Below are 7,250 nucleotides of genomic sequence, written 5' to 3'. Positions count from 1 at the left end.
TACATTTTTAAGTTCTTCGACAGTAGTGTCATCACTGATAGTGAAGTTTTCAATGTCCATTAAGTCAAGTAAATCACAGGTTATTTGTCCTTGATATATGTGTTGTGGCTCATCATGAATGCCTGGTTGGCCTCTCCAGCCAATTACAAAGATACAAGGAATAGCATAAACATTATCATTCAACAAGGAAGCAACAGGATTGATAATATTACCTTCACCACTGTTCTGCATATAAACAACCGGCACACGTCCAGTTGCTAAGTGATATCCTGCAGCCAATGCAGTGCAGTTACCTTCATTAGCAGCAATGATATGATGTTTTTCATCTATGCCATAATTGTTCATTAAATAATTACATAATGCCTTCAGCTGTGAATCCGGAACACCTGTATAAAAATCACAACCTAAAACCTCTACAAAATCTTCAACATCCATATTATTATTCCTTTCTCTTTTTTTTATAATTGCGGAGTGATAATCTTTTCAATTAAAAACTCAGCAGTCTCTTCAATATCATCATACATTACTTCTTTTGGCAAGTTCTCACCAAATACATCTTTTACTTTGCCAATCAAATCATCAGTATAAATTAATTTAGCATCTTTAATGTCTTCTACACCATCCAATGCCAATGATTCACGATTTGCACGGTCCATTTCATCAAAACTGAATACGGACTCATCAATCCAAGCAGAAATATGGTCATCCTTGTATCCGATGATTACTGGGTATCCTCCGATGTGACCGAATACTCCTGGTGCAAATACCTTTTGGTCTTCGCCGGTGCGTATGGCATCAATAACAGCACTGATAATCCTGTAGTTACTGGATGCGTTCATCATGTTACGTTTTTGGTCCACAGGCATACTGATGGAACATGCTTTGTATATATCTTCATGAGGAATGTCTTTTTCCTCACCACGATAATAAACTTTTAAAGGCAAATCCACACCTTCAGTTTGTCCTTCCTTACTTATAACTACATCATGGAAATGTGCAGCTGCAAAATTAAAGTCAACATTCCAAAAATCATCCACACCCAGAATATCTGCAACTGCAAATTTCATACGTGGAATCAAATGGTTTAAGTTTCCGCTTCCAAAATCAGGATATGCTTTACCAGCACTTTTTAGCCATGGAATAACCGCATCAGAATAAGAAGTATTGATTACAACTGCATCGGTATCTGCTTTGTCACAGGCTTCCATTATGTTTTTAGTAAACCTGATGGATAATGGAGTCCAAATACCATATGCACGTACATTGTTCCATGAAATACTGCCGTATTTAAGACCAGGATAAGCCCTACTGGAATTAACAATAAAATCAGGATTATACTTACTTATTGCATTTGTGATAGCATCGATATCGTTTAAGTCAACTCCGCCTTCAATGAGTATTTGTGATTTGTTTAACTCACGAATGAGACTTGCAACACGAACAATATTCACGTCAGACTGCATCTTTTCCTGGTTTCTTCCAACAACCACCAATTTGATTGCTGGATCGTTTTTGCTTACTAAAAAGTCCAGTAAATATGTTCCTACACTTCCTAAACCTATAATCATTATTGTAATTTCATCATCTTTAACATGTTTTTCAACAACTGATAATCTTTCATCTAAACTTTTCATTTCACTTTCCTCCAGTAATTTTTTATTAATTTGTAATCTTCACGAGTATTGCAGTTCACCCAATGCCTTAAACCAATAATATCAATCTCAGAGGCATTTTCCAATAAATCGAAATATTTCTGAATAATTCCCAGATTAGTATCATCAATTAAGTTTTCATAGAAATTGTCATTTGCTATTTTAAGTAGGTTCATGTCTTTGAATTTCCAAGTTTGACCGGAATTGAAAATGGCCTTGAAAGGCTCATCCAATGACAATACTCCATGATCACTATTGAACAGATAATGATACTCATCGTTTTCATTCTGGTATAAAACAACTGCTTTATTGGAATAGATTGGTTCATAATTAAATGTTAAAACATTATTATTGGATTTCACTACTTTTTTAAATGATTCACTGTCAATGTCCAAGTCTCCTTCAACAAACAGTATCTCATCAATATCTGTAAAATTATCCAATGATTCTTTTATTCCAAGATATAAACTGTATCCGGAACTCAAATCACTGAAATGATCATTATAAACAGTTAAAATCTTATATTGTAAGTCTTTTGAAATGTTATTGTTAATGTAGTCGACTAAATCATCGTATTTGTATCCACCAACAATAACGATTTTGTCGGCATAACTTGATTTTTCAAGCATCCTGTAGATTAAAGTGTCAGATGGATTTTCTTCCCAATACAAACATTTTAAGATTTTATCATCTTCAGGAACATCCTTATTGAATCTGCTGGATATTCCGGCAACAGTAATGATTACTATTTTCAAATCTACTCACCTAAGTTGAGGTAATATTCCAGACATTCGTCCAGTCCTTTGTCCAAATCCATTATCGGTTCCCAATCAGTTCTTGTTCTAATCTTTTCAGTAGATAATAATCTTCTTTCAGGGTCAGACTCACGGAAACCTTCAAACTTAATTACAGGTTCATCAATACCTATCTTTTTAGCAATTAATCTAGTTAAATCAATTATGGAAATCTCCTCATCTGTTGCAACATTATATATTGTACCGTCCAGTGCGGAATCGGTTTTAGCTAATGCAAGTACTGCACTGCAACTGTCATAATTGTTTAAAAATGTCCTGCAATTCTTTTTGGAGTTTTCCAATAAAGTAACTTCACCATCTTCCTTAAAACTGTTAATAATATGTGGAATGATATGTTTTGGTAGTTTTTCATTTTTACTGTAAACATTTGCAAAACGAATGGAACAACCTTTTATTTTGCCGTTGTCCACTGCATCTTTCATGAAAAACTCTGTTAGTAGTTTTCCGGTTGCGTAACTTGTTCTTTGACTGTGTTCGGCATCTGCCATGGTAATGAAATCAGATTCTCGTACCCCACCATCTTCATTCCAGGAATTCATGGAGTATATTTCTGAAGTGGAACAGTTGATGTATTTATCAGCACCTACACGGATAGCTTGAGCTAAAAAGTCATTCATTCCCACCACATTGGTTTGATAGGTTTCATAGACATTATAGAAATGTTCTGTATGAACTACAGCAGCACAATTAATATAAACAATTTCATCAAATTCATTTTTGGACCTTTTTACCAATGTTTCGATTTCTTCCATTTGTACATTATTGTTTAAATCATATTCAAAAAATGTGAATCCTTTATTGTCAAGACAGTCTGCAACTGTATCTATTGAGGATGCGTAGAAGTTATCAAAGCCTATAATCTCTACAGTGTCTTCACTTTGGTTTAGAAGTTGTCTTACCAACTCGTTACCGGTCATTCCAGTAACGCCGCTAATTACATATAATACTTTCATTTTTGGATACTCCTTTTATTTATATTCCATTTTCTAATCTTAAACGATAAAAATCATCAATACTTCCATCATACAAAGCCATGGCCTTGTCCTTTGGATATTCAACGTATCTTAGCTTAACACTCATTGAATCTGAATCCAGAATTACATATTGACTATTTGGATTGTGATTTCTAGGTTGACCTACAGACCCCGGATTAATAAACAAAACAGCCTTTTTATTTCTCATGTCGGGGTTATCTGCTTCATAGAAATGTTGGAAGACATGAGGATAATGGGAATGGCCTGATAGGACAATGTCAAAATCAGAATAATCTCCATTTAAGTTATCCGGAAAAATCGCTTTCCAATAATTATCACTTAATGAACCATGAATAGCCAATACTTTTTTATCACCTATTTCAAATTCATATTTGCCTTCATGAACTAAATCATTGTTGAGATAATCTTTAGAATCCTCACTTAGTTGTGATTCTGTAAATTTTGCTGAATCAATGCCTCTTTGGCTGGAAAAGTGATTGAAATCTTTTGTCATTATGGCTTTTTCGTGATTTCCCCAGATATTGCAGATAATCTTATCAGATAAGTTATCTTCAATAAATTTGACTACTTCATTGGATTGCATTCCATAATCTATCAAATCCCCTAAAAGAATAACAGAATCAACATGTTGGTTATTCAAATCTCGAATAACTTCTTTTAGTGCAAATAGGTTTCCATGGATGTCTGATAAAATTGCATATTTTGACATGTTAATCTTATAATTCATCGATTAATGTGATAATGTCTTTTATGGACAGTAATTCTTCATCTATTTCATGTGCTCGGTGATGTTTTAGTATGGATTTTGCTGCATTTTGCATTGCTGGAAATGCTGCTCTTAAGAGTTGATTAGCATAAATAACAATATTAACACCATGTTCTATGAGCTCATCCTCAGTTATGGTGTTGTATGAGGAAGGAACCACTACAATTGGAGTTTCTTTGTCCTGTTCTCTGAATTTATCACAAAACTCTAGTATTTCATCCGGCTCTTTTCGCCTGCTGTGAATCATTATTCCATCTGCACCGGCATCCCTGAATGCGAAAGCTCTTTTAAGTGCATCTTCCATTCCCTGCTCAAGGATTAGGCTTTCAATTCTTGCAATAATCATGAAGTCATCCGATAGTTGTGCATTTTTACCTGCTCTTATTTTTTCACAGAAGTGCTCAATATCATCCTGGGTTTGCTCAACTTCAGTACCAAACAATGAATTTTTCTTTAACCCAACTTTATCTTCAATAATGACCGCTGAAACACCCATTCTTTCAAGGGATCTTACAGTGTAGACAAAATGCTCCGCAATTCCACCGGTATCCCCATCAAATATAATCGGTTTGGTAGTAACTTCCATAATATCATTGATTGTTCTGAATCTTGATGTCATGTCCACCAGTTCAATGTCCGGTTTTCCTTTTTCTGTACTGTCACATAAACTGGAAATCCACATAGCTTCAAACTGATCAATTTGTTCATCATCGGCAATGACAGTTTTCTCAGCAATCAAGCCAGTTAAACCACTATGAACTTCAATTGTTTTGACAACAGGAACTATATCCAATAATTGTCTTAATCTTGCTCTTCTAAGCTCAGGCATAGCCAATTTTTCTCTCATCTGCCTGTCTATTTTTTGAACCTTCGGATTAAAGGTGTATGGAACTTCAATTAGTTCTCCACCGTATTTGTCCAAAACATCCAAAATATTTTTCTTAATAACCTGCATGGACTCTTCTTCCCAATTGTTTCCATGAATAACATAATCCGGACGAAGTTCTTTTACAACTTCGTCATACATAACTTGATTTTGAATAATTACCTCTTTTATATCCGGAATAGATTTGACCAGTTCAATACGTTCAGAAGTAGTTTTTAAAGGAAATCTATTGTATTTAACCATTTCAGAATCACACAGAACACCTACAACAACATCACCGTACTTTTTAGCTTCGTTAATCAAGTTTAAGTGCCCATCATGAATGACATCTGTACAAAAACAAGTGTAAACAATTGGTTTATCAGAGCTCATAGTCATTACCTATATTCATTATAATATTATATTTATTAAAAAAGAAATATTTAAAAATTTCCAACACATAAATATTAGTAAATAAAATAATTTTAATGGGAAAACATGTTTAAATCAAAAAGATATGATGATGAGACTCTAAAACATTTACAAGAAGTTCAAAAAATGATGTTAAAAGACTTCATTAAGATTTGTGAAGAAAATAATATAACTTACTTTGTTAATGGAGGGACTTTACTTGGAACTATCAGACATAAAGGGTTTATCCCTTGGGATGATGACATTGACATCATGATGTTTAGGAAAGATTTCGACAAATTAAACGACATTATGGCCAATAAACCAAATGAGAAATATCGCCTAATCAATGTTTTAAACGAAGAAACTTATCATTATACTTGGGCAAGATTTAATCTTAAAAACACAATTCTTGAAGAATGGTGGGCTAAACAAGTTGATTATACTCCAAATATATTTATAGACATTTTTATATTATATGATATTCCAAATAATAAGATTAAAAGATTTATTCATAAATGGAGATGCTTTACACTTAATCAAATGGTACAATATTCATTAGTTAAATTTGAAAATGAATCAAAAATAAAACAAATTGTCCAAGATATAGCTTATTATCTCTTAAAAATCATACCTATTTCACCTATGACCATTAAGAAAAGGTGCATGAAAACATATGTGAAATACCAGGGTATTGATTGCGATGAAGTATGTGACTTTCCAGCATTGGTCTTATTGCCAATTTACAAAAAAAAGGATTGGTTACCACCAAAAAAGGCAAAATTTGAGGATTTTGAAGTTAATGTACCTAATAATCCTGATGCGATATTAAAAATAATTTATGGAGATTATATGAAATTGCCTCCTGAAGACAAACGCTTTAGACCTGCGCCTGAAAAAATTGATTTCGGAAAATACTAACATACAATAGTTTATATATCAAAATATAATTATAATAGTATATGAATTATAAAATTAGTGTAATTATTCCTTGTTATAATGCAGAATCTACATTAAACAGATGTATTGACTCAGTTATTAATCAAACAATCGGTTTTGAAAATATTGAATTAATTTTGTATGACGATGCATCAACCGACTCCACAACACAAATTATTGAAAGCTATGCAAAACAATATGAAAATATTGTTCCAGTATATTCAAAAGAAAATAGTGGTTTTCCTGTTCGTGGCCGAAATGAAGGGATAAAAATAGCTAATTCCGATTATATCATGTTTATGGACAATGATGATGAATATGATTTAAAAGTATGTGAATTTTTTTATAGCATCCTCTCTGAATCCAATCCGGACTTAATTTCTTGTGGAAAATTTAATTTAGATTATTTGTCCGAGGATTACACAATAACAACTCCGGAAGATAAAACTAAAATCAACATTGAAAAAGAGGACATTGTCTACTTTGAAGATAGATTTATTTGGAATAAGATTTATAAACAATCTATTTTAATAGAAAATCAGATATTTTTCCCTGAAAATATGTATGCAGAAGACTTATACTTTAATGTAATGTATTTATTACATTGTGAATCATTAATATCTATTCCTGACTATAAAGGATATATAAGACATGTTCAAGAAGATTCAATTTCAAGAAATTGGAAATTAGAGGATATGGAAAAAATTTTGGAAGTTTCCAAATTAATTTTTTTAAAAATTTCTAAATATGAAAATATAGACTTTACAAGATTATATAAAAAAGAAATAGGGATATTCTTATATAAAC

General features: G+C 32.4%; 8 protein-coding genes. 2 read left to right on the top strand and 6 right to left on the bottom strand.

Going from position 1 to position 7,250, the window contains the following annotated elements; translation table 11 throughout:
• The 6 genes from Q0W26_RS10625 to aepX form a co-directional block, all read right to left on the bottom strand.
• A partial coding sequence (locus Q0W26_RS10625) for a thiamine pyrophosphate-binding protein (RefSeq protein ID WP_298525054.1) occupies nucleotides 1-435 on the bottom strand: 435 nt, incomplete at its 3' end.
• Nucleotides 436-458: 23 nt separating this feature from the next.
• Nucleotides 459-1,634 (bottom strand): hypothetical protein, encoded by a 1,176-nt coding sequence (locus Q0W26_RS10620; protein ID WP_298525051.1) that lies wholly within the window; start codon nucleotides 1,632-1,634, stop codon nucleotides 459-461.
• A complete protein-coding gene (locus Q0W26_RS10615; RefSeq protein ID WP_298525048.1) occupies nucleotides 1,631-2,407 on the bottom strand; it encodes a DUF6564 domain-containing protein in 777 nt (258 codons plus the stop codon). The genes Q0W26_RS10620 and Q0W26_RS10615 overlap by 4 nt, the downstream gene beginning before the upstream one ends.
• A 2-nt stretch (nucleotides 2,408-2,409) precedes the next feature.
• A complete protein-coding gene (locus Q0W26_RS10610; protein ID WP_298525045.1) occupies nucleotides 2,410-3,420 on the bottom strand; it encodes an NAD(P)-dependent oxidoreductase in 1,011 nt (336 codons plus the stop codon).
• A gap of 19 nt (nucleotides 3,421-3,439) precedes the next feature.
• Complete coding sequence (locus Q0W26_RS10605) at nucleotides 3,440-4,189, bottom strand: metallophosphoesterase (protein WP_298525043.1); 750 nt, start codon at nucleotides 4,187-4,189, stop codon at nucleotides 3,440-3,442.
• Entirely contained in the window at nucleotides 4,179-5,486 is a 1,308-nt protein-coding gene (gene aepX / locus Q0W26_RS10600; protein WP_298525040.1) for a phosphoenolpyruvate mutase, read from the bottom strand. The genes Q0W26_RS10605 and aepX overlap by 11 nt, the downstream gene beginning before the upstream one ends.
• 105 nt (nucleotides 5,487-5,591) lie before the next feature.
• On the opposite strand from aepX, the gene Q0W26_RS10595 reads away from it, so the two are divergent.
• On the top strand, nucleotides 5,592-6,425 hold the full coding sequence (locus Q0W26_RS10595; RefSeq protein ID WP_298525036.1) for a phosphorylcholine transferase LicD: 834 nt from the start codon (nucleotides 5,592-5,594) through the stop codon (nucleotides 6,423-6,425).
• Between the two features lie 41 nt (nucleotides 6,426-6,466).
• Nucleotides 6,467-7,250: glycosyltransferase family 2 protein (locus tag Q0W26_RS10590; RefSeq protein ID WP_298525033.1), on the top strand; the 784-nt coding region annotated here is incomplete at its 3' end.

Source organism: uncultured Methanobrevibacter sp. (assembly GCF_947169325.1).
Lineage (GTDB): Archaea > Methanobacteriota > Methanobacteria > Methanobacteriales > Methanobacteriaceae > Methanocatella.
The sequence above is the reverse complement of the archived record's forward strand: the minus strand, read 5'-3'. Positions and strand labels throughout refer to the sequence as shown.

Bases quoted from the DNA above. Each gene is read 5' to 3' on its own strand.
- Q0W26_RS10620 (WP_298525051.1), bottom strand. From the start codon at position 1,634: ATGAAAAGTTTAGATGAAAGATTATCAGTTGTTGAAAAACATGTTAAA.
- Q0W26_RS10595 (WP_298525036.1), top strand. From the start codon at position 5,592: ATGTTTAAATCAAAAAGATATGATGATGAGACTCTAAAACATTTACAA.
- Q0W26_RS10605 (WP_298525043.1), bottom strand. From the start codon at position 4,189: ATGAATTATAAGATTAACATGTCAAAATATGCAATTTTATCAGACATC.
- aepX (WP_298525040.1), bottom strand. From the start codon at position 5,486: ATGAGCTCTGATAAACCAATTGTTTACACTTGTTTTTGTACAGATGTC.
- Q0W26_RS10610 (WP_298525045.1), bottom strand. From the start codon at position 3,420: ATGAAAGTATTATATGTAATTAGCGGCGTTACTGGAATGACCGGTAAC.